The sequence below is a fragment of the Nocardia sp. genome, assembly GCF_025465275.1.
Lineage (GTDB): Bacteria > Actinomycetota > Actinomycetes > Mycobacteriales > Mycobacteriaceae > Nocardia.
In genome coordinates, this window is record NZ_JAODNK010000022.1 from 60,446 (window position 1) to 85,214 (window position 24,769).

A 24,769-nucleotide genomic window follows, 5' to 3' on the forward strand; every position below is an offset into this window, starting at 1 on the left:
ACATATTCGACGCTTCCGGGTCAATCCGATCCGGAGAAGGAGCCGAGATGTCCACCGACACCGATTCACCACCAGGCGGTAACGACGCGCCGCTCCGCAGCGGTGCGGACCGCTGGTCTGTCACCCTGCTGCGCCATGATTTGCCCGCTTCCATAGTCGTATTTCTTGTTGCACTGCCGCTATCTCTCGGCATTGCGGTCGCCTCCGGCGCGCCCATTGCGGCCGGCCTGATCGCCGCTGTGGTCGGTGGCGTGGTGGTCGGACTGCTCGGCGGCTCCCCGCTGCAGGTCAGCGGGCCGGCCGCGGGACTGACCGTGGTGGTCGCGGAGACCATCAACCAATTCGGCTGGCGCACCGCCTGTTTCATTACCGCCGCAGCCGGTCTGCTGCAGATCATGTTCGGCCTCAGCCGCATTGCCCGCGCCGCACTGGCCATCGCACCTGTGGTGGTGCATGCCATGCTCGCCGGTATCGGTATCACCATCGCGCTGCAGCAGCTGCATGTGCTGCTCGGAGGGTCATCGCGCAGCAGCGCCTGGAAGAACCTGACCGAGATGCCGGACGAGTTGCTCTCGCTGCACGGCGACGACTTCTTCATCGGCGCCGTCGTCATTGCCATCATGCTGGGGTGGAAGTACGCGCCCGGACGCCTGCGGGTGCTGCCCGGACCGTTGGTTGCGGTCGCCATCGGCACGGGGCTGTCGCTGATACTGCCCGGCAATGTGGAACGAATCGTGTTGAGCGGCTCGCTCTTCGATGCCATCGGCCTGCCGGAGATCCCGTCCGGTGGCTGGGGTGCGGTGGCCCTTGCGGTATTGACGATCGCGTTGATCGCCAGCGTCGAAAGCCTGCTGTCGGCGGTCGCCGTCGACAAGATGCATACCGGCCCGCGCACCAATTTCGACAAGGAATTGATGGCGCAGGGTGCTGCCAATGTGACCTCCGGTCTGCTCGGCGGCCTGCCGGTCACCGGCGTGATCGTGCGCAGCGCCACCAATGTGCAGGCGGGTGGCCGCACGCGTGCTTCGGCCTTCCTGCACGGCATTTGGATCCTGGTGTTCTCGGTGGCGCTGGTCTCGGTGGTGCAGCAGATTCCCAAATCGGCGCTGGCCGGACTGCTCATCGTGGTCGGCATCCAATTGGTGAAGCTGGCGCATATCCGGCTCGCCCATCGCACCGGCGACCTGATGATCTACCTCGTCACCGTGGTGGCCGTGGTGTTCTTGAACCTGCTGGAGGGCGTGCTCATCGGCCTGCTGCTGGCCTTCGCGCTGCTGCTCTGGCGTGTGGTCCGGGTTTCGGTGTCGGCGACTCCGGTGACGGGTACGGACCGCTGGCTGATCAGCATCGACGGCACCTGCACCTTCCTGGCGCTGCCGAAGCTGTCCGCTGAGCTGGCCAAGGTGCCTGCGGGCGCGCACGCACTGGTCGAGCTGAGTGTCGACTTCCTGGATCACGCGGCGTACGAGGCCATTCACGATTGGGCCGCGCAGCACGAATCCCATGGCGGCCGAGTCGAATTCGTGGAACTGGGGTCGGCTCCGATGGCCGATGCCCTGACCGGACCGCCGGTGCGCGGTCAGGCCCGCGGGCTGCTGGACGGGGTGCTGCGCCCGTGGCGGGAGGACGGCAATCCCATCACCACCGGTGTGGCCGCCTATCACCGTCGTAATGCGCACGTGGTGCGTCCGCACATGGACGAACTGCGTGACGGGCAGAATCCGCACTCCCTCTTCGTGACGTGCGCGGATTCCCGCATCGTCCCCAACCTGATCACCAACACCGGACCCGGCGACCTGTTCACCGTCCGCAATGTCGGCAATCTGATTCCCCGGGACGGTCGTGACAACTCCATCGAGGCGGCGCTGTCCTTCGCTCTGGAGGAGTTGCAGGTGGATCAGGTTGTGGTGTGCGGACATTCGGGGTGCGGGGCGATGAAGGCCCTGCTGGGGGGAGTTCCCGCCGGCCCCGGACTGGGTGACTGGCTGGCCAATGCCGATGCCAGCGTGGACCGCTGGCACCGGGGCCACCCGGTGGGCACGGCCGCCGCCGCGGCGGGCTTCGACCCCGCCGACCAGCTGGCAATGGTCAATGTCGCAGTCCAGCTGGAAACCCTGCGCGCGCACCCGGTCATCCGAAGAACCATGCAGCAGCGCGAGATCGCGGTCTCCGGGCTGTTCTTCGACATCGGGACCGCCAGAGTGCTCCAGATAACCGCAGATGATCTGTCCGAGATATCGGAGCCTGACCTATCGGCCCTGGCAGCAGTGACTCACTGACCGCTTCACCCTGATCGCAACGAGCCCCCGGCCACAGTGGCCGGGGGCTCGTTGCGGATTTGGTGCCTGGGGGCGAATGCCGTTGTGATGGTGCGCTATTCAAGGTCTGGGCGTGAGGGGTTCAGGCATGCGCTTCCGCTGCTGCCTTCAGGTCCTTCAGCCAGGCTTCGAGGCCCGCCCCGAGGAATGCGGTGGAGGTGGGGACGTCGGCCTCGACCTGCGCCCCACTCCAGTTCTCTTCGGTGCGCACCAGGACGCCGCCGTCGACCTCGGTGAAGTTCCAGACGTGAACGCCATTGTCGATGTTCAGTCCGCCGCCGATCGCGGGTCCGCTCCAGCGAATGCAGCTGTCGGGCTGCATGTTCTGGACGGTGGAGGTGATGACGAGGGTGGTGGCCGGGGTCGTGGCGGTGGCGGGCACCGGAGTTGTCCACCGGAACTGCGAGCCCGGCTGCAACGGTCCCTGGTCCAGGCGCTTATTGCTTTCGACCGGCTGCTGCCACGACGGCCAGTGTTCGACATCCGTTTGCAGATTCCAGATGGTGCTCAGCGGCGCCTTGATCAAGGCCTCGGTCCGGTAGTGGATCGGGGCCTTGCTGTCGATACCGGATCCGCCGCAGGTCAGCGCGGCGGGGGCGGCGTTCGCCGTGGTGTGGCTCGGCTCGCTGCCGGCGGAATCTTTGCTGTCGGTGCCGCACGCGGTGGTGGTCAGCGTGACCGCGGCCGCCAGCGGGATCAGGAACAGGGCAGTGCGGGCACCGGACCGGCGGCGGATGTGCGGGTGAGACATGATCGCTCCTCGTTCAGTTCCAACCAGTGACACTCGATTTACTTAGAGGTTATAAGCGAACGGATTGGGTGTCAATCAAAAATCTGAGTGAAGATAGAGATGCTGATAGCCTCTAAGTCATCAGTTCTGAGAGTCTGAGCAGAGGCGGTTGACGATGACACCAAGCCGGACGGGTTCGCGGGAGCGCTATCGCGCCCAAGTGCGCGAGGAAGTCAAGCAGCACGCCTGGGAGCAGATCGCCACCGCAGGCGTATCAGCGTTGTCGCTCAACGCAATTGCCAAACTCGTAGGCATGAGCGGCCCCGCCCTGTACTCGTACTTCGCCAGCCGTGACGACCTGATCACCGAGCTCATCCGCGACGCCTACCGCAGCCTCGCCGACACCCTCCGGGCGAAGTTCGACGCTGGCGCCGACATATCCGTACTCGCCTACGCCGTCCGGGACTGGGCCCTGCACGACCCACAGCGCTACTTCCTCATCTACGGCACCCCAACCCCCGGCTACCAGGCCCCCGACGACACCACGGCGATCTCCTCAGAAATCATGTCGGTCCTGATCGAAGCCTTCGCCGCCCAGCCTTCCCCCACCCCCGCAACCCCCTTCGACACCCACCTCGAAACCCATTCAGGCTGGGCCGCAGGCCATCCCGTACCACCCCGAACCCTCCACCAAGCCCTATCCTTCTGGACCCGCCTCCACGGCGTCCTCTCCCTCGAACTAGCGGGCCACTTCGCCGGAATGGAATTCGACCCCGCCCTCCTCTTCGCCGCCGAACTCGAAACCCTTCTCCCGCACTGAGAAGGGCCGGTCATCGGTGGGGTGGCGGCTGGTAGTTCTGCATGTAGGTTGTATCGACTCCCAGCGCACCAAGCCTGGTCGGGCTGCCGGGGTGTCCGAGTGGGGTTGTCCGTCCGGGTAGTGGCTCGGCGAAGAAGCGGGCGTTCTCGATGACGAACTGTTCTTGTCCCGGGGGCATGTCATCTTCGTAATAGATTGCCTCGACCGGGCATACGGGTTCGCAGGCACCGCAGTCGATGCATTCGTCGGGCTGGATGTAGGCCATCCGGTTGCCGATGAAGATGCAGTCCATCGGGCACTCCTCGATGCAGGCCCGATCGAGTAGTCAACGCACGCGGCGCCGATCACGAAGGTCATGGTGTTCTCCTCTGGCGTACCCGACCCCGCGACTCGGGGATGTCTACGATCCTGGTGCTCGCTCGCGCGGGCGGGTAGTGGCCGAATGCCCATCACCTCATAAGGTGTCCTGATGACCTTGCCGCCGGGGACGCCCGATCTGGAGGTGCTGGATCTGCTCGTCTCTGTGGCGGAACTGGGCAGCCTCGGCGCGGCCGCGCGACGGCACGGCATCAGCCAGCCCGCCGCCGGCATGCGGATCAAAGCCCTGGAGCGGCGATTGCACCTGCGGCTGGTGGATCGGGGGCCCACCGGGTCGGCGTTGACCGACGCCGGGCACACCGTGGTCGAACTCGGTCGCCCCGTGCTGGCGGCCGCGCTGGCGCTGGCGGAAGGAGTCGCGGCCCTGCATCGCGTCGCGCGCCCGAGTCTGCGCATTCTGGCCTCGACAACCATTGCAGACCATCGCATTCCGCATTGGTTGAACGCATTGCGGAAGATTCACCCGGAACTGGCGGTGGAGCTGGATGTGGCGAACTCCCGGCAGGTGACCGTAGCGGTGCGCGACCGCGAGACCGAACTCGGTTTTGTCGAAGGTCCCCATCCGCCAGCGGGATTGGGTAGCCGGGTGCTTGTCGCCGATGAGCTCGTTGTGGTTGTCGGGCCGACCCACCCCTGGGCGACCCGCCGCCGTCCGGTGACCCCACGTGAACTTGCCGACACCCCGCTGCTGTGGCGGGGAGAAGGGCTCCGGAACCCGGGACACAGTCTGGGAAGCGCTCGAGATTCACGGCGTGCCGGCTCGACCGGCAGCCGAATTCGGCTCGGCCGCAGCGATTCTCACTACCGCCCGCAGCGGTACCGCACCCGCGGTGGTCAGCCGGCTGATCGTGGCGCATGAGCTCCGTGCCGGTACTCTCCACGAGGTGCCCTTGGCCGACTCGATCACCCTCACCAGAAAGTTCCGCGCCATCTGGGACCGTCGGACGCCGCCCAGCGGCCCCGCCGAGGACTTGGTCGAGCTTGCTGCCCGCATAGAAGCGGCACGGACAAACCGGCCCAGATGATCTCATCGAGCTTCTGAAACAGGCCAAGCGTGCCCGTCGCGGCACTGCGGGCGAGCACGCTTGGGTTCATTCTCGCGAACCGGTTCAGCGGGGTGAAATTCATTCAGACCCCCTCCGGTGTCGACGGTTCCTCGTTCTTCCCCTCCAGCTTTGAGACCGAGAAACCGATACTCGACAATTCCGGCTGGTATCTGGGGGCGTTTGGTCTGTCCCTTCTTGGTCTCGAGTCGAAAGCTTCTCTCGCACAGTAGGTTCCACTGCCACCGGGCCTCTACCGTTTTCCTGCCCATTCGCGGTCGTTTTCTGCCCGCCACACCTGCCGCCCGGGCGGGCCCGTCAGCCGGGCGGCGTCTGCCGTCCCCTTGTAGGCTTGCGCTGGTGCACGAAAGGGTCGGCGTGATCGATGCGGAGTACGGGACAGAGACCTTCTCGACCGACGATGACGACCCGGCGGCGTCCTGGTACGAGTACCTCCAGCAGCGGCAGGGATCGGTTCGGCTGGCGTTCGGCGCCGGCTTTCGCTCGGATGCTTATGCCCAGAATGTCGGCCAATTCCAGGTCGTGAGGTTCACCTCCGGCGCACTCGACTACCAGCGCTCACGACGCAATGTGCAATGCGACGGTGACAACAGCTATCGACTCCTCATCCCGCTGCAAGGTCATTTCAAGTTCGAACAAGGCGATTCCAGGGAAGTCTTCCACCCTGGCAGAATCTGCTTCTTCCATTGGGGCCGCCCACTGTGGATGACGCACACCGAGACGATCAGCGCGTTGATCATGACCGTCCCCGAGAAATCGATCGATTCCGCACGCGCCGAGAATGCCTCGCTCGCGCTGGATGAGAAGCGTCCCCTGGTGCGTGCACTGGAGGCGCAGGTTCGAATGCTCGTCGAGGCCGAGGGTTGGACGGCAGCGGATTTCAGCGTCGCATTCTTCAGCGCGCTCACGCTGCTCGATGGAGCGCTGAACCCCTCTCCCGCCATCAAATCCGGCAAGCGCGCGATAGACGCCGAACGCGCACGACGCCTGATCGAAAACCACGCGAACGATCCCCGGGTGACCCCGGAGACCATCGCCGCGATGTTGTGCATCGGCGAGCGGACGCTGTACAAGGTGCTGAAGCGTGCCGGATACCTGTCGCCGGGTGCGCTGCTACGCACGATCCGCGTCGAGCGCGCACATCGGCGATTGTCCCTTGCGCTGCCGGTCGATATGGACAGGATCGCCTTCGAGGAAGGATTCCCGAGCACTCGCAGGTTTCGGGAAGCCTACCGAGAGCACTACGGGCAGACCCCGGCACAGATGCGCGAACAGCTATTCGGTTCCGGCCCTGAGGGATCGCCGGTCGATAGGCACCTCGTGGACGGCCGGGCGCGATGACCACGGCACGTGAAGTTCCCGATCCGTGGTCCGACTCTCGCGGCACCCGCCACTGGGTCCCCTCCCGCGGCTTGACCAACGGGCTGAACGCCCGTGCCTGGGGAGTCCTCGCCGACTTGACCGAGTCACAGGTCTACCGAGTACTTTTCGCGCTGACCGACGCGGGAATCGCAGGTTACGTCCTACCGGTGCGCACGACCGTCCTGGAGCGCGGCGACCCGGACGTGGTGTGGCGGCTCTGGGTCGACCTCCCGCAGTATCGCGCCGCAGAGGATCTACTGATGGAGTTGCTGCGCTACGGCCGCCCTCGACGCCGCCCGACCCCACTGTCGGACCACAAACGCGCCCGGCGAATGCGAGTCCGCCTGGTTCGCAAGTCACCGTGACGGCGGCTCGGACATCCTGTGCGCGCCGATCGAACCTGAATCCGGCGCGGACCATGCCCGATCGACTCGCTCGATGGCAAATGGCAGGCCCGGCTGCTGACGGCTCGCAGAATCGGCCTTAGCGGACAAAAATCTAGCTCAGGCAACAGTTTTCGCACTCTGAGCCGAGTGAATGACCGGTCAGACCGGATCCCCGGCGCGCCTGCGGGGAGGTTGACGTGCTGCCCCCTAATGTGGGGCCGTCTACGGCCGCTATGGCCTGGCAGTGACATTCTGGTGTTGAGCCCCCGTGGTGGCGGCTGGATCGGAGTCCGATGGAAATGGTTGCGCAGCCCCCTGTTCGGATGAGTGAAGTGCCTGGTACTCGGCTACTGGATGCGCAGTGGCTGGGGGAGCGGATCTCCGAGATGGGTATTTCGTGGGGGACGGGGGATTCTCGGGTGTCCGGGACCCTCTGGTGGTGCATGGCTGCATCGTCGCTGGTGGATCCGATTGTCGGCGCTTATGCGCATGGGTTGCCGGCGCTGGATCCCACATTGGAGCGCATCGGCTGCGAGATTCGGCCGGATGGGGGAGTGGAGCGGGTGCTGCCGCTGGCGGGGACGGCTGCGGACGAGGCGCCTACGGAATCTGTCGGGCATGCGCTGCGGCACACGCTCTCGCGGGTGGTGCCTGTAGTGGCGGAGGTATCGGGTGCGGGGGTGGCGTCGCTGTGGGCGATCGTCGCCGATGCCATCGGCAATCGCGCGCTCGATGCCGGCGCTCAGGAATCGGGTGCGCTGCTGGCCAGGGAGGTGGCGGGACGGCTCCCGGTACCCCGATTCAGTGATATCGGGGGCCGTACTTTTGTGCGTCGCATCTCCTGCTGCCTGGTGTTCGAGGTTCCGGGCTGCGAGATGTGCACCAGTTGCCCGAAACGACCTGCGGCTCAGCGCGAAGTACTGCTCGCGGAGCTGGCCGCGCGCGGCTGACACCCCGGCAGCCGGTCCATCGGCGCACCGCCACCACCGTGCCGATAGCATGGACCGGCCAGACATCGCGGGGAATTCCCGCGCTTACGACAATGCCTAGGAGTGCGCAGCCGTGACCACCACAGCCCCGAAGAGCCCAGTCGCCCTCGTCCGGGTGTCGGCCGGGACTACGGCGGGTGCCGCGGTGCGCGAGGCCGACCTGCCGAGCAAGGGTCCCGACGCCGTCATCGTCGTCCGCGACGCGGAGGGTTATCTCAAGGATCTGTCCTGGATTCCGGACACCGACACCGAGGTCGAAGCCGTCACCGCCGATTCCGAGGACGGCCGCAGCGTGATCCGGCACTCGGCCGCGCATGTGCTCGCGCAGGCTGTGCAGCAGGAGTTCCCGGAGGCCAAGCTCGGCATCGGCCCGCCCAACAAGGACGGCTTCTACTACGACTTCCAGGTCGATCGCCCCTTCACCCCGGAGGATCTGGCGAAGCTGGAATCCCGGATGAAGAAGATCATCAAAGGCGCACAGCGCTTTTCGCGCCGCGTGACCGATGTCGAGGAAGCTCGCATCGAACTGGCCAAGGAGCCGTTCAAGCTGGAGCTGATCTCCGATAAGTCGGGCATCGACGATCCGGAGGTCATGGAGGTCGGTGGCAAAGAGCTGACCATCTACGACAATCTGGACCCGCGCACCGGCGAAAAGCTGTGGGGCGACCTGTGCCGCGGCCCGCACATCCCCACCACCAAGTACATTCCCGCGTTCAAGCTGACCCGCAGCTCGGCCGCCTACTGGCGGGGTGATCAGAGCCGCGAGGATCTGCAGCGCGTGTACGGCACCGCCTGGGAATCGCAGGAGGCGCAGGAGGAGTACCTGAACCTGCTCGCCGAAGCCGAGAAGCGCGATCACCGCAAGCTCGGCCTGGAGCTGGACCTGTTCTCCTTCCCGGACGAGCTGGGCTCCGGCCTGCCGGTGTTCCACCCCAAGGGCGGCATCATCCGCAAGGAGCTGGAGGACTACTCGCGTCGCCGGCACATCGCCGCGGGCTACGAGTTCGTCAATACCCCGCACATCACCAAGGGCCATCTCTTCGAGGTCTCCGGCCACCTGGACTGGTACCGCGACGGCATGTTCCCGGCCATGCACCTCGATGCCGAGCTCAATGACGACGGCACCGTGCGCAAGCCCGGCCAGGACTACTACGTCAAGCCGATGAACTGCCCGATGCACAATCTGATCTTCCGTTCGCGCGGCCGCTCGTATCGTGAACTGCCGCTGCGCATGTTCGAGTTCGGTTCGGTCTACCGCTACGAGAAGTCCGGTGTCATCCACGGCCTGACCCGCGTGCGGGGCATGACCCAGGACGACGCGCACATCTACTGCACCAAGGAGCAGATGCACGCGGAGCTCACCTCCACGCTGCAGTTCGTGCTGAGCCTGCTGCGCGATTACGGCCTCGACGACTTCTACCTGGAGCTATCCACCAAGGACCCCAAGAAGTTCGTCGGCTCCGACGAACTGTGGGAAGAGGCTACCGAAACCCTGCGCAAGGTGGCCACCGACTCCGGCCTGGACCTGGTGCCGGACCCGGGCGGCGCGGCCTTCTACGGCCCGAAGATCTCCGTGCAGGCCAAGGACGCGCTGGGCCGCACCTGGCAGATGTCCACCATCCAGCTGGACTTCAACCTGCCCGACCGCTTCGAGCTGGAGTACACCGGCTCCGACGGCCAGAAGCACCGGCCGGTCATGATCCACCGCGCGCTGTTTGGTTCCATCGAGCGCTTCTTCGGCGTGCTGACCGAGCACTACGCGGGCGCGTTCCCGGCCTGGCTGTCGCCGGTGCAGGTGGTCGGCATTCCGGTCGCCGAGGCCTTCGCCGAGCACCTGGACGGTGTGATCGAGCAGCTGCGCGACCATGACGTGCGCGCCGAGGTCGATCGCAGCGACGACCGCATGCAGAAGAAGATCTTCAATCAGACTGCGCAGAAGGTGCCCTTCATGCTGCTCGCCGGCGCGAAGGATGTGGAGGCGGGCGCGGTCAGCTTCCGTTTCCGCGACGGCACCCAGGTCAATGGTGTGCCGGTCGCGGAGGCGGTGGCAACGATCGTCGAGTGGATCCGCCGCCGCGAGAACGTCTCTCCGACCGCGCAGCGTTTCGAGAAGGCGAACGGGTAGGGCATGAGCGAATTCACGGCGCCCGACGGTCTCTCCGAAGACGCTGCGGGGCTTGCAGATTCGACGCCGCGAGAGACGATCGTCGATCGCGGCGCCGGTGACCCGGACCGCTTGCAGCGGCTGTGGACGCCGTACCGCATGTCCTACATCACCGGGGCGACCGGCGAGCGCAAGCCCGCCGACGAGTCGGATACAGACGCGCCCAAGAAGACCGGTCATCCCTTCACCGATATCCCCGAGATGTCGGATGAGGACGGCCTGGTCCTGGCGCGCGGCCAGTTCGTGTACGCGGTGCTGAACCTGTACCCGTACAACCCCGGCCACATGATGGTGGTGCCCTACCGCCGGGTGGCCAATCTCGAGGACCTCACGCTCGACGAGAGCACCGAGCTGATGGCCTTCACCCAGCAGGCGATTCGCGTGATGAAGCGGGTGTCGCGGCCGGAGGGTTTCAATGTCGGCCTGAATCTCGGTGGCGTTGCCGGTGGTTCACTCGCCGATCACCTGCATCAACATATCGTGCCCCGCTGGAGTGGCGACGCGAACTTCATTACCGTCGTCGGCGGAGTGAAGGTCATGCCGCAGCTGCTACGGGAAACCCGGGCACTGCTGGCGGAGGCCTGGAAGGAGGCGTAGATGAGCGACAATCGCGCAGCGGCTCATCGGAGCCGACCGGGTGCGGGTGTCCCGCAAGGCACGGAAGGAATCCGAATAGCGTGCTGAGCTTCTTCGGTCGCGAGACGTTCGCCAAAGCGACTGCGCCCCTGGGCAAAGCCTTGGTGAGCACCGGACTCACACCGGATGCCATGACGCTGATCGGCACCACCGCCTCGATTGCCGCGGCGGTGACGCTGTTCCCGTCCGGTCACCTGTTCTGGGGAACCATGGTGATCTGGCTGTTCGTCATGTTCGACATGCTGGACGGCGCGATGGCCCGGGCGCGTGGCGGCGGTACGAAATACGGTGCGGTGCTCGATGCCACCTGTGATCGGGTGGCCGACGGCGCCATCTTCGGTGGTCTGGCCTGGTGGGCCGTCTATCACGAGCACTCGAAGGTGCTTTTCGCGGCTACGCTGGTGGTATTGGTGACCTCGCAGGTCATCTCGTACGCCAAGGCGCGCGCGGAGGCCAGCGGACTCTCGGCCGACGGCGGCATTATCGAGCGCCCCGACCGGCTGGTCATCGGGCTCGTCGGCGCCGGATTGACCGGCATCGGCGGGTATTTCGAGATCGACTGGCTCACCTACGCCGTGTATGTGGCCATCTACATCCTGGCGGTGCTCAGCATCGTCACTGTCTTTCAGCGTGTGCTGGCCGTGCGCAATTCGCCTGGCGCACGCGACATTATCGCCCCCGTGGCGAAGGCGCCGGAGGAACACCAGCGGTGAGCACCGATTTCACGTCCGCGATGACCGATAAGGCGTACGCGGCCGGATGGGCTCTGGTGCGCGGACTTCCGGAGGGCGCGGCGCGCCGCGGTTTCAATGCCGGAGCCGATGCCGCCGCTCGTCGGATGAATCGGAAGGCGCACGCCGGGCACCCGAATCAGTTGCGGCGCAACCTCGCCCGGGTCATCGGCTCGACTCCCGAGCAGGTACCCGACGATCTGATCCGCGCGAGCATGCGGTCCTATGCCCGCTACTGGCGGGAAGCGTTCCGGCTGCAAACCATGGACCATGCCGGAATGGTGAAGTCGGGCCAGCTGTTCGTCGATCAGGCGGAGCATCTGGAGGCCGCGCTGGCCGCCGGTCGCGGCGCCGTGCTGGTGCTGCCGCATTCCGGCAACTGGGATATGGCCGGTGTGTGGCTGGTGCAGAACCACGGTCCCTTCACCACGGTCCAGGAACGGCTGCAACCGGAATCCCTGTTCGAGCGCTTCGTTGAATATCGGGAAAGCCTCGGCTTCGAGGTGTTCCCGCTCACCGGCGGTGAGCAGCCGCCGTTCCCGCAGTTGGCGGAGCGGCTGCGACAGAACCGCGTGGTGTGCCTGCTGGGCGAGCGCGATCTCACCGGCAAAGGTGTGCCGGTGGACTTCTTCGGCGAACGCACCTGGATGCCCGCGGGTCCGGCGAAACTGGCGATCGAGACCGGTGCGGCGCTCATTCCGGTGCACTGCTGGAACGCCACCGATGCGCAGGGCCGCGAAGGCTGGGGCTTCAAGACGGAAGCGGCGCTGGATGTTTCGGGCGGTGCGGCCGCGGCGACCCAACTGCTGGCGGATCGGTTCGCGGCCAATATCGCCGCCCATCCCGCCGACTGGCACATGCTGCAACCGCTGTGGGAAAGTGATTTGTCGCAGTCGCGGCTGGACCGCATCGCGGCGGCGCAGCAGGCAGTGACAAAGGATCAAGTGGGGATTCGGGAGCCCGAGGCGGCACACGGCGTCGATGGGCACAGGGGAGACGCAGCACTATGAGAATCGGCATGGTCTGCCCGTACTCGTTCGACGTGCCGGGCGGAGTGCAGTCGCATGTCGTGGAACTGGCGCAGGTACTGCTCGAACGCGGTCACAAGGTGAGCGTGCTCGCGCCCGCCGCCGATGACACACCGCTGCCGGACTATGTGGTGTCCGCAGGCAAGGCGGTCGCCATTCCGTACAACGGGTCCGTCGCGCGACTGTCCTTCGGCCCCACCGCGTACACCCGCATCCGCCGCTGGATCGGCGACAACGACTTCGACGTGCTGCACATTCACGAGCCGAATGCGCCCAGCCTGTCGATGCTGGCATTGAAGATCGCCGAAGGCCCGATCGTGGCGACCTTCCACACCTCGACCACAAAATCGCTGGTACTCAGTACTTTTCAGGGTGTGCTGCGGCCGTACCACGAGAAGATCAGCGGGCGGATCGCGGTCTCCGAGCTGGCGCGGCGCTGGCAGGTGGAGGCGCTCGGCGGGGATGCCGTCGAAATCCCCAATGGTGTCGATGTTCCGGCCTTCGCGCACGCCCCGCTGCTGGCGGGGTACCCGCGCGGGGGTGGGACTGTGCTGTTTCTAGGCCGCTACGACGAGCCGCGCAAGGGCATGGATGTGCTGCTGGGCGCGCTGCCGGAACTGGTGCGCCGGCATCCGGATATCGAGGTGCTGATCGTGGGCCGCGGCGATGAGGAGCGACTGCGCCGCGAAGCCGGTGAAAATGCCTCACACCTGCGCTTTCTCGGGCAGGTCTCGGATGCGGAGAAGGCCTCGGCCATGCGCAGCGCCGATGTGTACTGCGCGCCCAACCTCGGCGGCGAAAGCTTCGGCATCGTGCTGGTGGAGGCCATGGCCGCCGGAACCGCCGTGGTCGCCAGCGATCTGGACGCCTTCCGCCGGGTGCTGCGCGACGGGACCGCGGGCATGCTGGTGCCGGTCGGCGATTCGGACCTGCTCGCCGCGGCGCTCGACGGCGTGCTCACCGATACCGCACGCCGCGAAGAGCTCATCCGCACCGCGAATCAGGTTGTCGGCGAATACGATTGGCCGGTCGTGGCCGAGCAGATCCTGCGGGTCTACGAGACTGTCACCGTGGGCGATATCCGTGTCAGGACCGCTGGATGATCACTTTCTCCGCGACCACGATTCTGGTTCTCGCCTTAATCGCGGCGTTTGTCATCACCCTGGGCGTCTGGGCCTACACCACCGCCAATCGCCTCGACCGGCTGCACGTGCGCAGTGATCAGGCGCGGAATGCCTTGAGCGCCGCGCTCGACCGCCGCACGGTGGTGGCGCGGACGGTGGCCACCGTGCTGGGTGTCGGCGCCGATGTGGACCGCGCCAATCAGGCCCGCCACCTCGGCGCCCTTGCAGGACGGGCCGAGCGCACCGACTGGCGTGATCGCGAGACGATCGAGAATCAGCTGGCCGGAGCGCTTTCCGGCGTGGAGATCTCGCAATTGCCGCCGCAGCTGGTGGCTGAGCTCGCCGATGCCGAGGCTCGGGTCTTGATTGCCAGGCGCTTTCACAATGATGCGGTGCGCGACACCTTGGCGCTGCGTACGCGCCGGTCGGTCCGTCTGCTGCACCTGGGCGGAACCGCGCCGCTGCCCACGTATTTCGAGATCGCCGAACGCGTGACGGCCGCTGCCTCCACCGGTTTGGAGGTCGATACCGTTCGCACTTCCGCGCGGGTGCTGCTGCTCGACGAGGAGAATCGGGTGTTGCTGCTGCGCGGTCGCGATCCGAAAGTTCCCGATGTCGAATTCTGGTTCACCATTGGTGGCGGTGTCGATCCCGGTGAAACCTTGCGCGAAGCCGCAATTCGCGAGCTATATGAAGAAACCGGTTATCCTGCCGACTCTTCAGGGCTGCACGGTCCGCTCTGGCGTCGCGTGGCGGTATTCCCGTTCAATGGCGAACTGATTCGTTCCGAAGAACTCTTCTTCGTCTTGCGTGCTAAAAACTTCGAACCTAATCCGGCAAAATTGGATTTTGTCGAACGCCGGTCGATTACCGGTAGTAAATGGTGCACTCCCGCGGATATCGCGGCGCTCGACCGATCCGGTGAAACAGTCTATCCCTACCACCTGGACGAGCTGCTGGAGGAAGCGATCACCGCAGCTGACGGCCATATCGACCCCGAGGTTCGCTCGATTCGCTGATCTCCCCCGGAACGCCGAACGCCACCGTAGACAACCGAGGTCATCTTTGGTGGCGTTCGAACTCCGGAGAAAAGGGCCCCTAATACTTCGAGCCCTTGTGCATATTCCTCGCTCAGATGAAGAATCCCAGTGTGGCGAGGAATGCGGTGGCGGCGATCCAAGCGGTTGCGCCGAGTACACCAAGTCCAAGTCCTAGCAACATGATTTCTTTCCTTTCGACCTTTCCGCAGTTTGCGGATGTACACGGTTAATCTCACGCAAACCGTGATGCGTTTCACCCTTTTCGACACAAAATCAAAATAGGTGTTTGACCGGCCGCCGTTCTCGCAGTCCGGTGGCTGGGATCGGACCCCGAAAGCGCGCGGCCGCTCGTGCCGTCGGCGTTACCGTGAGCCGTTCAACGACAGCTATGCGATAGGGACGTCCGAAATGAAGCTGATGTACGCACTGTGGGGAGCCGATCTGGACGAGCGGCTGCATGCCGCGGAGCTGCGGCACCGACTGGCGGATATCGGGGCCACCGAGTGGCAGGTGAACGTCCGTGACGCGGAAGTGGCCGCGGCCCAGGTCCGGCACACGACCTATGACGAGCCGATCGCCGCCATCGTGAGTGTGCGGACCGGCGGCGGGCACGAGGCCGTCACCGCCGCCCTGGGCACCGTGGCCACCGAGGTGAACGGCTGGATCGTCGACGAGCGGACGCCGATCGTGCCGCCGCCCGTCGAAAACGGGGTGCGCACTCCCGCGCTGGCGAACTTCGCCCTGCTGCGCATCCCGTCCGACCTGACCCGCGAGGAATGGCTGCACCGCTGGCACGATCTGCACACGCCGGTGGCGATCGAAACCCAGGACACCTTCGGCTACGTCCAGAACACCGTCCTGGAGCCCGTCACGGAGGGCAAGCGCGTCGACGCTCTCGTCGAGGAGCTCTTCCCCATGGCAGCTATGACCAGTGCACACGCCTTCTACGGCGCGGACGACGACGCCGAACTCCAGCGCCGCGTGACTCGCATGATGGAAAGCGTCGTCAGCTTCGGCGCCCACCTCGATCTCGACCTGGTACCCACCAGCCGGTACGTGTACAAACTGTGAGGCCGTGAGCTCAGAGGAACCGTGAACTCCGCACCGGCCCAGGCGAATTGAGTGGTGTGCGCGGGCCTGAAACGCCGAATGCCACCGCTGATAACCAGTGGTTACCTGTGGTGGCTATCGGATTCCGAGGAGCGGGTTGGGAGTTGGTCCTGGCTCCTGTGCTGGGCGGCGATCAGATGAAGAAGCCCAGCGTCGCTAGGAATGCCTTGGCGGCAAGCGCGGCCGTTGCGCCGAACGTGTTGATCAACAGTGAGAGCAACATGATTTTCTTTCCCTTCGGATCCGCGAAATGCGGATCTACCTGGTTAATCTCATGCAAACTGTGATTCGTTTCACATTTTGGGCTACAATGCCGCTCGGCTCGGCCGGCGGGAACGAAGAAAGGCTCGCTACAGCCATGAAATATGGTGGTAGCGAGCCCTTCTCGTGATTGGGGGCAGTCGGAGCGGCTAGCGGCCGAGTTTGTCCTTGACCGCCTGCATGGCGCCGCCCACGGCGTCCTTCACATTGTCGGCGGCCTTCTCCAGGCCGGCTTCGATCTGGTCGGCCTTGCCTTCGGCTCGCAGGTCGTCGTCGCCGGTGATATCGCCGGCGGCCTCCTTGGCCTTGCCGCCGACTTCCTGAGCCTTCTGGCCGATCTTGTCGCTGAGAGACATTTCGAATCCTCCGTATCGGTGGTCGAACTTTGTCGTACTCGGACAGGACACTCCGGCCAGCCTACTGTCACGCGGCAACCGATGAGACAACGATCACTGAGACTGCTGCGTGACGATCCGCGACGGCGGGGGTCTTCCTGTCGTAAGCGATGAGGAGGTGCTGTGACCATGCCAGAGGCAGCACTCGAGGTAGAGCCGGACGATGCGACCCTGGCTGCTCGGGTGCGTGACGGTGATGTCCGAGCCTATGAGCAGCTAGTCGTTCGCTATCAGGGGCAGATGTTCCGGCTGGCGTCGCGGATCCTGGCGGATCGGGCCGAGGCGGAGGACATCGTGCAGGAGGTCTTCCTGACCGCCTGGCGGCGCATCGGCCAATTGCAGGACGATGGCGCCTTCGCGGGGTGGCTCTACCGCATGACCACCAACCGCTGCCTGAACCTGCTGCGGTCCCGGCAACTTCCGGCCGACGTCGATCCCGACGCCACCGAATCGCCGCGCACCGAAACCCAGCCCGAGCATGCGGTGCAGGTCAACAGCCAGCTCGAGGCGCTGACCGTGGCTCTGCAGCAGCTCACCCCCGAACAGCGGGCCTGCTGGCTACTGCGCGAGGTGCACGGTCGGTCGTATGAAGAAATCGGCGAGATCGTCGGCGCGAACGCCACCGCGGTACGCGGTCGCATAGCGCGGGCACGAGCCCAATTGGCGGAGGTGATGAAGCCATGGCGGTGACCGACACCGAGCAGGACTATCTGCTGCCCTGCGGCCGTGGCCTGGAACGCGTGTGGGAACGGCTCGGCACCGTGCAGAACGGTGGCGGGGACGCACACGAGGCCAGTTGTGTGCACTGCCGGACAGCGCGCGACAGCCTGCTGGGCCTGCGCACCGCGACCCAGGAGCTGATCGACGAACCCGATCCACCGCCCTCGGATCTGGTCGAGCGCATCATGTCCGCGGTCCGTGCGGAATTGCGGCGCGGCCAGGCACTGGGCCTGCCGACCCCGCATGCGGGCACGGTCGCGGTGAGCGAGCAGGCCGCCGCGGTGGTGCTGCGTTTCGCCGCCGACAGCGTGCCCGGCGTGCGTGCCCGGCGCTGCCGGATTCGCAATGTCGGCATCGGCCCGGAAGGTGAGACCGTCGTGCACATTTCGATGACCATCGCGGTGCACGTCAACGGTGACGGCGTCCAGGGATTGGTGCCGAAGGTCAGGGAACGGGTCACGGCCGCGGCATCCGCTCGGACGGGCCTGCTGGTCGGACGGCTGGATATCGCGATCGTGGATGTCTACCAAGAGGGCGGCCGGTGAGCGCTGCGGCTACCCGGTCCGAACTCGTCGTCGCCGATGCCGTGGTGGCGGGTGTCGCCGCCCGGGCGGCGGTCGCCGTGCCGGGCGTGGTCCGAGTCGAACCCGGACTGCGTGGCCTGGTCGCCGAATTGACCCGGGCCGGGCGGCAGCTGTGGACCGGATTCGAGACCGCGCCCACCGATGGCGTGCGCGTGCTGCGTGATGACGGCGTGCTCGCGGTGCAGCTCGAGATCGCGATCGGCCCGGAACGCCATGCCGGTGTGGTCGCGACCGCGGTACAGCACCAGGTGGTGCGGACCGTGCGTGAGCAGACCGGTGTGCGCATCGACGAGGTGTCGGTGCTGGTCGTCGATATCGAACCGGAGGCGCGGTGAGGGACACGGGGGAATTGACCGACAAGATCGCCGGGGCGGTGTCGGCGCTGACCGGCCTGCGACTGGAATCCTCGATCAAGGACGGCGTGCGCCTGCCCTGGCCGAGCCGGTCCACCGCTATCGATCTGGGCGACGGCCTCGTCGAAATCCGGGTTGTCGCAACCACTTTGCCGTTGCCGCCGCTGCTGGAGAGCGTGACCGCCGCAGTCGAGCCGCTGCTCGCGGACACCCGGTGGTCCGGAGCGACCGTGCGCTTGGTCGTGACCCAGCTCGATGCGTCGGCGCTCGGGGCGGGCCCGTGACCTGTGTCACGCCGCCGTGACAGGCGGCCGAATGCTGTGTCCCACCAAGGCAGTTTCGTTTCATCCTTTCCAACGCAAGGGAATCAGGAGGCAGACATGACCGCTACCGCAACCGATAAGCCGAAGGCCGAGACCACTACCGGGAAGGCTCCGGCCAACTCGTCCAGCGCCCTGCAGAGCGAGCAGGGCACCACCAGCATCGCCGATATCGTGGTGCAGAAGGTCGCGGGCCTGGCTGCCCGCAATGTGCGCGGCGTGCACGATCTCGGCGGCGGCACGGCCCGCGCGTTCGGCGCCATCCGCGACCGCATTCCCGGTGCTTCCGCCAGTGTGGGGCAGGGTGTTTCGGTGGAGGTCGGCGAGACGCAGGCGGCCGTCGATCTGGAGATCGTCGTCGAATACGGTGTCGCCATCGCCGAATTGGCGCATTCGATCCGCCGCAATGTGATCGCCGCGATCGAGCAGATGACCGGGCTCGAGGTCGTCGAGGTCAATATCAATGTCAATGACGTCTACATCCCCGAAGACGATGACGCCCCCGCCTCCGGAGTCACTCGCGTCCAGTAAGTCGCCCGCCTCGTAGAGGAGTCGCTGATGAACGCCACATCGATCTGCCTGGCCGTCGGTCTCGCCCTCGGATTCGCCGCTGCCTTCGGCGGATTCGGCGCTTTCGCCATCGTCCTGGTGTTCGCCGCGCTGGGCCTGGTCGCCGGGCGCTGGCTGGACGGCGAGATCGACCTGTCCGGATTATTGCGATCGGCCCGGGACCGGGGCCGGCGATGACCACCGCCGTCGTACTCGAACCTGCGGGACGGACGACGGTGAGTAAGCGTGCCGTGGAACGCATTGCGGCGCGCGCCGCCCGCGAGATCGACGGCGTGGCGGACGGGGTCACGGTGGATGCCCGCATGTCGGGTGATTCCGCCGTACTGAGCATGCGGTTGCCGATCCGGTATCCGCTGCCGGTGACCCGGATCGCGGAGGAGTGCCGGACCCATGTGATCCGCCGGACCGGCGAGCTCACCGGGGTGACGGTGACAGGATTGGATATCGCCGTCTCCGCCATGGTTGTCGAATCCCTCTCGGCGGCAACCGGTTCCGCGCACCGGAGGGTACGGTGATCCGCCGCCCGCGCCGGGTCGGCCCGGCCGTGGTGGTGGCGCTGGCGGTGCTCGCGCTCTGCGTCCTCACGGCGGTCTCGCTGATCGGGCGATTGCTGGGCAGGTCGGAAGTGGTGTCCTACGACTCGATCGCGCACCGATTACACGACACCCGGTGGAGTGACGGGCTGGTGCTCGGCGCGGGTGTGGCCGTCGTGGTCGTAGGCGCGGTGCTGCTGGTGCTGGCGCTGCTGCCCGGACGGCCGGTCGTGGTGGCGCTCGACGAGGTGGACGGCAGCTCAGCCGGGGTGTCTCGGCGGAGTCTGCGCGCCGCCCTGCGCCGCGAAGCCGGCGCCGTACACGGTGTGGATTCGGCGCGAGTTCGTTTGGGGAGCAAGAAGATTCTGGTTTCGGCACGCACCGGGCGCACCGGCTCGAGCGAGGTGGACGGCGCGGTTCAGGAGGCGGTGACCCGCATGCTCGAGCGCATTGCCCCGGCCCGCCCGGCGACCGTTCGCACGCGGCTGCGATCGACCAGTAAAGGGGAGAACCGATGACGGCGATCAATCGACCGGCCCGACTCAACCGGGCACTGCTGGGGCTGATCGGTCTGCTGCTACTGGCGGCGGGCGGGTACGCGATTGCCGCCAATCGCGGCCACCTCGGCTGGCTGGATTCCCATGGGACGCTGGCGCCGGGGACGGGTGCGCCCCCGCGCTGGGTGCTGCTGGTCATCGTGGCCGGGGCGGTGGTGGTCGGATTGCTGTGCCTGCGTTGGCTGCTCGCTCAGGTGTTCCGCATGCCGCGTTCGGTGGAGTGGGACTTGTCGAGTGGGAAGTCTGCCGGGGCAACGGTGTTGGCCTCGTCGGTGGCCGCCGATGCGGTGGCGGCGGATATCGAGGGCTACGCCGATGCCCGGTCGGTATCGGCGTTCCTGTCGGGTCCGGGGCGCGCGCCCGAACTGCATCTCATCGTCACGGCCGAGCCCGGTGCGGATATCACCGCGCTGCGCCGCCGGATTCTGGGTGAGGCGGTGGCCCGGCTGCGGGAGGCGCTGGGGGTGGGGGTCGTTCCGGTCACCATGGAATTGCGGTTCGCCGAGAAGACCACCCGCGTGCGCTGACCAGCACTGCATTATTCCCTGGGTCGAGTCGGTGGTCGGGCGTTAGTCTCGGGTTCGGTGACCGAGACGAGGGATCGAAAAAGCCACTATGACAACGCAAGCCGCCGTAGGCGCGCAGCCGCCTGCCGATGACCGGTACGACGAGTTTCTGAACGGCGTGCAGCAGGTGTTCCGGGAGACCGTCACGGAGGGCTCCACCCTGTTCAGGGTCGGTGGCGAGGATTTGTTCGAGGTGTTCCTCGGAGCCCTCACTCCGGAACTCGCCGCGGAGAACAGTTGTGGCACGTGCCGGTTGTTCGTACGCCGCTACGGCGGGCTGGTGACGGTCGGTCCGGACGGGAAGACGAAATCCGTTCTCTGGTCGGCGAATACCGCGCCGCCGGAGTACGCGCAGGCGGTGGCCGCATTGGCCGCACAGGTCGAGAGCAAGCCCATCACCTCGGTCTTTCGCTCGAGCGCGGCCAGTTGGGGAGATCCGGAACGCGGCTCATGGACCCATCTCGCGGTGATCCCGCCCGCGCATCTGGTGCATACGCCTTCGGCGCTTGCGACGACCTTCCAGTACGTCGCCGCGAAGAATGCCGACCGGGGCACACTCGAGCGCGCCCTGGCCGAATTTCCGCTCGCCGTCGTGAAAAAGGCGGTGGCCCTGCTGCGTACCGAACAGCTGTATCGCTCGGACGCGATACTCGGCGTCGGCACCTGGCTGTCGGAATTGCATCAGCAGCTCCGCGCGGTGCGCGGAAAAGACGATACCGCGCAGCGCCGCCGCGACAATCTCATCTGGCTGGCCGCCGCGACCGCACCGGCGGGCTATTGCCACGTCAAGAGCGGCATGATCGGCACCCTGCTGACCGATCTCGCCGACGATCTGCCCTTCAGCAGCGTCAAGCGGCGCTTCGCGGAGAAGATGCATCCGCTGCAGTACCGCCGGCCGACCGCGGAGCCGACGGCGGCGATGATCGCGCGCGCAGAGCGGGTCATCGGCGAGTTGCGGGCCGCCGGTGCGCTGGAGCGCCGTTTCGCGAAGCTTGCCGATGTCCGGCCCCTGTGGTCGCGGGCCATGGTCGCACCACGGTCCGAGGGCGTCTTCGGGCACCTCGTCCCGGCCCGGAAGGGCAGGGCGGCAACCGATCTCGGCACGGATCCGGTGGTGATCACCTGGGAGAAGTTCGCGCGCACCGTACTTCCGGACGCGGAACGCCTCGAATTCGAGGTGCCGCAGGCAGCCACCAGCTACGGGGCCATGGTGACCGCCGCGAATCCCGACGCGCCCCCGATCGTGCAGTGGGATGCTCCGGACAACCGAAATCCCGTGACCTGGTACGTCTATGTCAACGGCTCCCCGGCTGCCCAATGGGGTTTGCGGCCGGGGGAGTTCCGGGATGTGACGGCCGTGGTCCCGCATCCGGCGACCTGGCATGTCGAGGTCGATTGCACCGGACGTGAGCAGGCCGTGCTCTTCGCCCTCGCGGGTGCGACGGATACGACCTACACGGAGGGTGCGGGCTTCTTCCCGGAGTTCCTCCGCAGCGACCTCCACGAGATCCGTAAAACGCTCGAGGCGTACGCGAAAGATGCTGTTGTCGCGGGCAAGGATGAGGCCGAGGTCTGCGGACTGCTGTTGTCGAAGGGTGGCAAGGTCGGACACACATTCAGGGTCACCACGGGCGGCGTGCGGGTGCGCTACACCGTCGATCGCTGGGATTGAGCCAGGTTTGGGGCGGGCCCAGCGGGGCAATGCTTGATCGGGATGTGGCGGGTCCGCATCTCGGTTAGGGTCGATTCGGTTTGCCGCATACGAGATGCGGCCGACCGTGTGTGGAAGGTGAACTGATTCGTGTCTTATCTGCTCTACGACTTCCTGATGCCGTACCTGGGTCCTTCGGCGGCCGAGTATTGGGCGACGGTGTTCGTGATCAACCCGCTGGGCACCACGACTCCGTGAGGTAGTCCAGGTTCATCAGCCCTGCGGCGCGTGACCGAGCAGTACCTGCCCGGTGAAGCGGGTCTGCTTGGCGCGCGGGAGCGGGTGGAACAGACATCCGTGCATATCGCGGTACCACATTTCGAGTGGGCAACCGCGGGAATAGCCTGCGCCGCCGACGGTTTCGATGGCCAGTCGCACAGTGGCGACGAGCGCGTCGGCGGCCACGGTCTTCCGGCTGAGGGTGCGCGCGGCGTGCTCGTCGGTATTGGCGAAGTTCAGATTGTCCGAGGCGCTGAACATGGCATCGATCAGGTCGGTGGCCGTAGTGTAAGAGTTCATCATCTCGCCGGCCAGGCTCAGCGTGTGCGCTTCGCTACGACCGGCCACCAGATCGGTCACCAATTCCACTGCGCGGTCGGCGATTCCGAGATAGGCCGCCATGACCAGCGGCATGGCCGCACCCATCACGACATTGAGAATCGGCGGCCAGACGCCGGCCGGGCGGATCAGCGAGATCGCGGCATCGGGGACGAAGACATCCTCGAACACCACCGTGTGTGAACCGCTTGCACGCAAACCCAGTGTGTCCCAGGTCTTCTCGATGCTGACGCCCGGGGCGGCGAACGGCACGGCGACGTGCAGCACCTGCGGCCCGTCGGGGGCGTCTTCCCAGCGGATGCTGGTCACCGCCACCGCACCTAGCTCGCACCCGCTCGCCGGAGCCTTGCGTGCGCTGACCCGGTAACCGCCGTCGACCCGGACCGCACTGCCATTGGAATCCACCCAGTCCGAAGCGCCGGTGCTGACCAGAATCGCTCCCGCCGTGACCTTTTCGAAGACCGGTCGGGCATCGATGCCGTGCCGGTGCCGCCACACCTGTGCGGCGACCAGATGCGAATGCATCGCGAAGGCTACCGCGGTAGACGGATCGTGCCGGCCCAATTCCCGCAGTATCTGGCCCATCTGGCGGTGGGTGGCGCCGCCACCACCGAATTCGACGGGCACGAGCGCCCGGCTCAGCCCCGAGGAGCGCAGCAGATCGTAGGCGGAGGTGGAGAGTTCGCCGGTGCGGTCGCGGTCGGCGACGCCGTCGAGCAGATGTTCGCCGACCGCGGTGGCGGCCGCGATCCACTCGGTGGTGGTGGTTTCGGGAAGAGTCGATGTCATGTTGTCGAAGCTAGGGATTCCCGCGATAACCGAATAGTCCAGAAAGTGGACTCGTCCGAATCGCAACGAGGTGAACCGTGAACTCCGTGACCGCAGGCTACGGCCAGTATTGCCCGATTTCGCGGGCGCTCGACCTGCTGGGGGAGCGCTGGTCGCTGCTCATTCTGCGTGACTTGCTCACCGGCACGACGCGATTCAATGATCTGGCGCGCGGGCTGCCCGGGCTCTCGCGCAGCCTGCTCGCCCGCCGGCTGCGCCGGTTCGAGCGGGCCGGTCTGGTGGAGCGGACCGCGGACGGCGGCTATGTGCTCAGCGCCGCCGGGTACGAACTGGAGCCCGTTCTCTTCGGCCTGGGTGCGTGGGGTGCGCGCTGGACCTTCGGTGAGCCCGAGCCGGCGGAGCTGGATGCGCAGCTGCTGGTCTGGTGGATGCATACGCGGTTGGACACCTCCGGATTCCCGGGCAAACGGGCGGTGCTCGGTGTCCTGTTCACCGATGATCCGCGCCGATACTGGATCGTGGTGGAGTCCGGTATCCCGTCGGTCTGCGATTCCGATCCGGGATTTCCGGTCGATGTGACCATTACGTCGGATGTGAGCTCGCTGTATCAGGTGTGGCTGGGCCGGGTGCCGATGCTGCACGCCATACGCGCCGGTCGGCTCGAATTCCTGGGCCCAGCTGCACTGACCCGCCGGATGAGCACGGTATTGCAGCTGTCTCCCGTTGCGGCGAGATAGCCGCCCGGTGTGATCTGGCTTACCGGTCCTGACCGGCTTGCAGTCCAGTGGTGTCCGACTGGCTATCAAGTGGCCTGATCAGTGCTCGTAGACTCATGGTGTTCGAGTCCGAGCGATCGATTGGCCCACATGACACAGGAGTTTGCCGTGACCACGCCCGACACCACACCCGCCATCGGCACCGCCCGCGTGAAGCGCGGCATGGCCGAGATGCTGAAGGGCGGTGTGATCATGG

Annotated in this window: 26 protein-coding genes and 3 pseudogenes; 25 read left to right on the top strand and 4 right to left on the bottom strand. The window is 66.1% G+C overall.

Annotation, left to right across the window (positions count from 1 at the left end):
* Positions 1–47 precede the first annotated feature (47 nt).
* Positions 48–2,279 (top strand): bifunctional SulP family inorganic anion transporter/carbonic anhydrase, encoded by a 2,232-nt coding sequence (locus tag JWN03_RS05200; RefSeq protein WP_297610485.1) that lies wholly within the window; start codon positions 48–50, stop codon positions 2,277–2,279.
* Positions 2,280–2,400: 121 nt separating this feature from the next.
* Here JWN03_RS05200 and JWN03_RS05205 read toward each other — a convergent pair whose 3' ends face one another.
* A complete protein-coding gene (locus JWN03_RS05205) occupies positions 2,401–3,069 on the bottom strand; it encodes an SRPBCC family protein (RefSeq protein ID WP_297610488.1) in 669 nt (222 codons plus the stop codon).
* A gap of 154 nt (positions 3,070–3,223) precedes the next feature.
* Between JWN03_RS05205 and JWN03_RS05210 the strand changes: the two genes are divergently transcribed.
* Complete coding sequence (locus JWN03_RS05210) at positions 3,224–3,868, top strand: TetR/AcrR family transcriptional regulator (RefSeq protein WP_297610491.1); 645 nt, start codon at positions 3,224–3,226, stop codon at positions 3,866–3,868.
* A gap of 10 nt (positions 3,869–3,878) precedes the next feature.
* Here the strand turns inward: JWN03_RS05210 and fdxA are convergent.
* Positions 3,879–4,225 (bottom strand): annotated as a pseudogene (gene fdxA, locus JWN03_RS05215) (ferredoxin).
* Positions 4,226–4,337: 112 nt separating this feature from the next.
* On the opposite strand from fdxA, the pseudogene JWN03_RS05220 reads away from it, so the two are divergent.
* The 11 genes and pseudogenes from JWN03_RS05220 (at position 4,338) to JWN03_RS05270 (ending at position 15,841) form a co-directional block, all read left to right on the top strand.
* Positions 4,338–5,271, top strand: a pseudogene (locus JWN03_RS05220) (LysR family transcriptional regulator).
* A 216-nt stretch (positions 5,272–5,487) separates the two neighbouring features.
* Positions 5,488–6,651, top strand: coding sequence for an AraC family transcriptional regulator (locus JWN03_RS05225; RefSeq protein ID WP_297610494.1), 1,164 nt, complete (start codon positions 5,488–5,490; stop codon positions 6,649–6,651).
* Entirely contained in the window at positions 6,648–7,037 is a 390-nt protein-coding gene (locus JWN03_RS05230) for a hypothetical protein (RefSeq protein WP_297610497.1), read from the top strand. Before JWN03_RS05225 ends, JWN03_RS05230 begins: the two co-directional genes overlap by 4 nt.
* Positions 7,038–7,381: 344 nt before the next feature.
* Positions 7,382–8,008, top strand: a complete 627-nt coding sequence (locus tag JWN03_RS05235; RefSeq protein WP_297610500.1) for a (2Fe-2S)-binding protein — start codon at positions 7,382–7,384, stop codon at positions 8,006–8,008.
* Between the two features lie 112 nt (positions 8,009–8,120).
* Positions 8,121–10,172: a threonine--tRNA ligase gene (thrS, locus tag JWN03_RS05240; RefSeq protein ID WP_297610502.1), complete on the top strand. Its 2,052-nt coding sequence runs from the start codon at positions 8,121–8,123 to the stop codon at positions 10,170–10,172.
* 3 nt (positions 10,173–10,175) lie between these two features.
* The gene (locus tag JWN03_RS05245) at positions 10,176–10,808 is read left to right on the top strand and encodes an HIT family protein (RefSeq protein ID WP_297610505.1); all 633 of its coding nucleotides are present in this window, start codon (positions 10,176–10,178) and stop codon (positions 10,806–10,808) included.
* Between the two features lie 80 nt (positions 10,809–10,888).
* Positions 10,889–11,560: a phosphatidylinositol phosphate synthase gene (pgsA, locus tag JWN03_RS05250; protein WP_297610508.1), complete on the top strand. Its 672-nt coding sequence runs from the start codon at positions 10,889–10,891 to the stop codon at positions 11,558–11,560.
* Between the two features lie 20 nt (positions 11,561–11,580).
* Positions 11,581–12,588 (top strand): phosphatidylinositol mannoside acyltransferase, encoded by a 1,008-nt coding sequence (locus JWN03_RS05255; RefSeq protein ID WP_366914365.1) that lies wholly within the window; start codon positions 11,581–11,583, stop codon positions 12,586–12,588.
* Positions 12,585–13,709, top strand: a complete 1,125-nt coding sequence (locus JWN03_RS05260; RefSeq protein ID WP_297610514.1) for a glycosyltransferase family 4 protein — start codon at positions 12,585–12,587, stop codon at positions 13,707–13,709. The genes JWN03_RS05255 and JWN03_RS05260 overlap by 4 nt, the downstream gene beginning before the upstream one ends.
* Complete coding sequence (locus JWN03_RS05265) at positions 13,709–14,749, top strand: NUDIX hydrolase (protein ID WP_297610552.1); 1,041 nt, start codon at positions 13,709–13,711, stop codon at positions 14,747–14,749. Before JWN03_RS05260 ends, JWN03_RS05265 begins: the two co-directional genes overlap by 1 nt.
* 429 nt (positions 14,750–15,178) lie before the next feature.
* Positions 15,179–15,841 (top strand): EthD domain-containing protein, encoded by a 663-nt coding sequence (locus JWN03_RS05270; RefSeq protein WP_297610517.1) that lies wholly within the window; start codon positions 15,179–15,181, stop codon positions 15,839–15,841.
* A 449-nt stretch (positions 15,842–16,290) separates the two neighbouring features.
* On the opposite strand, the gene JWN03_RS05275 is transcribed toward JWN03_RS05270, so the two are convergent.
* Positions 16,291–16,497: a CsbD family protein gene (locus tag JWN03_RS05275; protein WP_297610520.1), complete on the bottom strand. Its 207-nt coding sequence runs from the start codon at positions 16,495–16,497 to the stop codon at positions 16,291–16,293.
* A 168-nt stretch (positions 16,498–16,665) separates the two neighbouring features.
* Between JWN03_RS05275 and JWN03_RS05280 the strand changes: the two genes are divergently transcribed.
* The 10 genes from JWN03_RS05280 to JWN03_RS05325 all read left to right on the top strand — a co-directional run bounded on the left by JWN03_RS05280 (position 16,666) and on the right by JWN03_RS05325 (position 22,411).
* Complete coding sequence (locus JWN03_RS05280) at positions 16,666–17,226, top strand: RNA polymerase sigma factor (protein ID WP_297610554.1); 561 nt, start codon at positions 16,666–16,668, stop codon at positions 17,224–17,226.
* Positions 17,217–17,801: an Asp23/Gls24 family envelope stress response protein gene (locus JWN03_RS05285; protein ID WP_297610523.1), complete on the top strand. Its 585-nt coding sequence runs from the start codon at positions 17,217–17,219 to the stop codon at positions 17,799–17,801. The genes JWN03_RS05280 and JWN03_RS05285 overlap by 10 nt, the downstream gene beginning before the upstream one ends.
* A complete protein-coding gene (locus JWN03_RS05290) occupies positions 17,798–18,175 on the top strand; it encodes an Asp23/Gls24 family envelope stress response protein (RefSeq protein ID WP_297610525.1) in 378 nt (125 codons plus the stop codon). The genes JWN03_RS05285 and JWN03_RS05290 overlap by 4 nt, the downstream gene beginning before the upstream one ends.
* Positions 18,172–18,477: a hypothetical protein gene (locus tag JWN03_RS05295; RefSeq protein ID WP_297610528.1), complete on the top strand. Its 306-nt coding sequence runs from the start codon at positions 18,172–18,174 to the stop codon at positions 18,475–18,477. Before JWN03_RS05290 ends, JWN03_RS05295 begins: the two co-directional genes overlap by 4 nt.
* 96 nt (positions 18,478–18,573) lie before the next feature.
* On the top strand, positions 18,574–19,044 hold the full coding sequence (locus tag JWN03_RS05300) for an Asp23/Gls24 family envelope stress response protein (RefSeq protein ID WP_297610531.1): 471 nt from the start codon (positions 18,574–18,576) through the stop codon (positions 19,042–19,044).
* 27 nt (positions 19,045–19,071) lie between these two features.
* The gene (locus JWN03_RS05305) at positions 19,072–19,260 is read left to right on the top strand and encodes a hypothetical protein (protein WP_297610533.1); all 189 of its coding nucleotides are present in this window, start codon (positions 19,072–19,074) and stop codon (positions 19,258–19,260) included.
* Entirely contained in the window at positions 19,257–19,598 is a 342-nt protein-coding gene (locus JWN03_RS05310) for an Asp23/Gls24 family envelope stress response protein (protein ID WP_297610536.1), read from the top strand. The genes JWN03_RS05305 and JWN03_RS05310 overlap by 4 nt, the downstream gene beginning before the upstream one ends.
* Entirely contained in the window at positions 19,595–20,134 is a 540-nt protein-coding gene (locus JWN03_RS05315; RefSeq protein ID WP_297610538.1) for a DUF6286 domain-containing protein, read from the top strand. Before JWN03_RS05310 ends, JWN03_RS05315 begins: the two co-directional genes overlap by 4 nt.
* On the top strand, positions 20,131–20,700 hold the full coding sequence (locus JWN03_RS05320; RefSeq protein ID WP_297610541.1) for an alkaline shock response membrane anchor protein AmaP: 570 nt from the start codon (positions 20,131–20,133) through the stop codon (positions 20,698–20,700). The genes JWN03_RS05315 and JWN03_RS05320 overlap by 4 nt, the downstream gene beginning before the upstream one ends.
* A gap of 88 nt (positions 20,701–20,788) precedes the next feature.
* Positions 20,789–22,411 carry a hypothetical protein gene (locus JWN03_RS05325; protein ID WP_297610544.1) on the top strand — a complete coding sequence of 541 codons (1,623 nt, stop codon included), beginning with the start codon at positions 20,789–20,791 and terminating at the stop codon, positions 22,409–22,411.
* Positions 22,412–22,663: 252 nt separating this feature from the next.
* Here JWN03_RS05325 and JWN03_RS05330 read toward each other — a convergent pair whose 3' ends face one another.
* Positions 22,664–23,797: an acyl-CoA dehydrogenase family protein gene (locus JWN03_RS05330; RefSeq protein WP_297610547.1), complete on the bottom strand. Its 1,134-nt coding sequence runs from the start codon at positions 23,795–23,797 to the stop codon at positions 22,664–22,666.
* A gap of 77 nt (positions 23,798–23,874) precedes the next feature.
* Between JWN03_RS05330 and JWN03_RS05335 the strand changes: the two genes are divergently transcribed.
* Positions 23,875–24,534, top strand: coding sequence for a winged helix-turn-helix transcriptional regulator (locus JWN03_RS05335; protein ID WP_297610549.1), 660 nt, complete (start codon positions 23,875–23,877; stop codon positions 24,532–24,534).
* A 129-nt stretch (positions 24,535–24,663) separates the two neighbouring features.
* Positions 24,664–24,769, top strand: a pseudogene (locus JWN03_RS05340) (pyridoxal 5'-phosphate synthase lyase subunit PdxS); the annotation flags it as partial.

Excerpts from the sequence above, each read along its gene's own strand:
- JWN03_RS05230 (WP_297610497.1), top strand. The coding sequence starts at position 6,648 with ATGACCACGGCACGTGAAGTTCCCGATCCGTGGTCCGACTCTCGCGGC.
- JWN03_RS05200 (WP_297610485.1), top strand. The coding sequence starts at position 48 with ATGTCCACCGACACCGATTCACCACCAGGCGGTAACGACGCGCCGCTC.
- JWN03_RS05325 (WP_297610544.1), top strand. The coding sequence starts at position 20,789 with ATGACAACGCAAGCCGCCGTAGGCGCGCAGCCGCCTGCCGATGACCGG.
- JWN03_RS05210 (WP_297610491.1), top strand. The coding sequence starts at position 3,224 with ATGACACCAAGCCGGACGGGTTCGCGGGAGCGCTATCGCGCCCAAGTG.
- JWN03_RS05205 (WP_297610488.1), bottom strand. The coding sequence starts at position 3,069 with ATGTCTCACCCGCACATCCGCCGCCGGTCCGGTGCCCGCACTGCCCTG.
- JWN03_RS05300 (WP_297610531.1), top strand. The coding sequence starts at position 18,574 with ATGACCGCTACCGCAACCGATAAGCCGAAGGCCGAGACCACTACCGGG.
- JWN03_RS05320 (WP_297610541.1), top strand. The coding sequence starts at position 20,131 with ATGACGGCGATCAATCGACCGGCCCGACTCAACCGGGCACTGCTGGGG.
- JWN03_RS05310 (WP_297610536.1), top strand. The coding sequence starts at position 19,257 with ATGACCACCGCCGTCGTACTCGAACCTGCGGGACGGACGACGGTGAGT.
- JWN03_RS05275 (WP_297610520.1), bottom strand. The coding sequence starts at position 16,497 with ATGTCTCTCAGCGACAAGATCGGCCAGAAGGCTCAGGAAGTCGGCGGC.
- JWN03_RS05330 (WP_297610547.1), bottom strand. The coding sequence starts at position 23,797 with ATGACATCGACTCTTCCCGAAACCACCACCACCGAGTGGATCGCGGCC.
- JWN03_RS05305 (WP_297610533.1), top strand. The coding sequence starts at position 19,072 with ATGAACGCCACATCGATCTGCCTGGCCGTCGGTCTCGCCCTCGGATTC.
- JWN03_RS05270 (WP_297610517.1), top strand. The coding sequence starts at position 15,179 with ATGAAGCTGATGTACGCACTGTGGGGAGCCGATCTGGACGAGCGGCTG.
- JWN03_RS05280 (WP_297610554.1), top strand. The coding sequence starts at position 16,666 with ATGCCAGAGGCAGCACTCGAGGTAGAGCCGGACGATGCGACCCTGGCT.
- JWN03_RS05235 (WP_297610500.1), top strand. The coding sequence starts at position 7,382 with ATGAGTGAAGTGCCTGGTACTCGGCTACTGGATGCGCAGTGGCTGGGG.
- JWN03_RS05285 (WP_297610523.1), top strand. The coding sequence starts at position 17,217 with ATGGCGGTGACCGACACCGAGCAGGACTATCTGCTGCCCTGCGGCCGT.
- JWN03_RS05260 (WP_297610514.1), top strand. The coding sequence starts at position 12,585 with ATGAGAATCGGCATGGTCTGCCCGTACTCGTTCGACGTGCCGGGCGGA.
- JWN03_RS05255 (WP_366914365.1), top strand. The coding sequence starts at position 11,581 with ATGACCGATAAGGCGTACGCGGCCGGATGGGCTCTGGTGCGCGGACTT.
- JWN03_RS05245 (WP_297610505.1), top strand. The coding sequence starts at position 10,176 with ATGAGCGAATTCACGGCGCCCGACGGTCTCTCCGAAGACGCTGCGGGG.